The organism is Psychrobacter sp. TB20-MNA-CIBAN-0197 (assembly GCF_040309765.1).
Taxonomy (GTDB): domain Bacteria; phylum Pseudomonadota; class Gammaproteobacteria; order Pseudomonadales; family Moraxellaceae; genus Psychrobacter; species Psychrobacter submarinus.
Genome location: NZ_JBEOPC010000203.1, coordinates 1 through 361, shown reverse-complemented (window position 1 = coordinate 361; position 361 = coordinate 1). Strand labels below are relative to the sequence as shown.

Annotated in this window: 1 protein-coding gene; it reads right to left on the bottom strand. The window is 42.1% G+C overall.

Annotated features, from left to right (window positions below; translation table 11 throughout):
* On the bottom strand, positions 1-300 hold a 300-nt coding region (locus tag AAEY83_RS13320; protein ID WP_502945165.1), incomplete at its 3' end, for a class I SAM-dependent methyltransferase.
* Positions 301-361: the final 61 nt, after the last annotated feature.

Here is a 361-nt window from a genome sequence, read left to right as displayed (position 1 = left end):
ACGTTGAGCCAAGAGTTCACTCAGTACGCCGTTGCCACAGCCTAATTCAATGCCATGCTTATATTGAGATTGCGGCAGTATCGCTAGACACATATCACGTTTTCGTTTTTCATACCAACGAGTTTGATACTGCCATGGATCGGTATTGTCATTATATAACGCGTCAAAATACGATTCTGAATAAGCAGCTAATTGGTTGCTAATAGCAGTACCGTCAGCGGAGACAGTTTTAGAATACTCTAAACTATCGACTAAGTTACTGATATCCATTGGTGGCTTAGGTTTAGGGGTGTGACTCATATAAATAGACTTCCCAAGGTTGGCTGATTCTAGCAATCGCTTTCGCCGATAAGATTGGTGG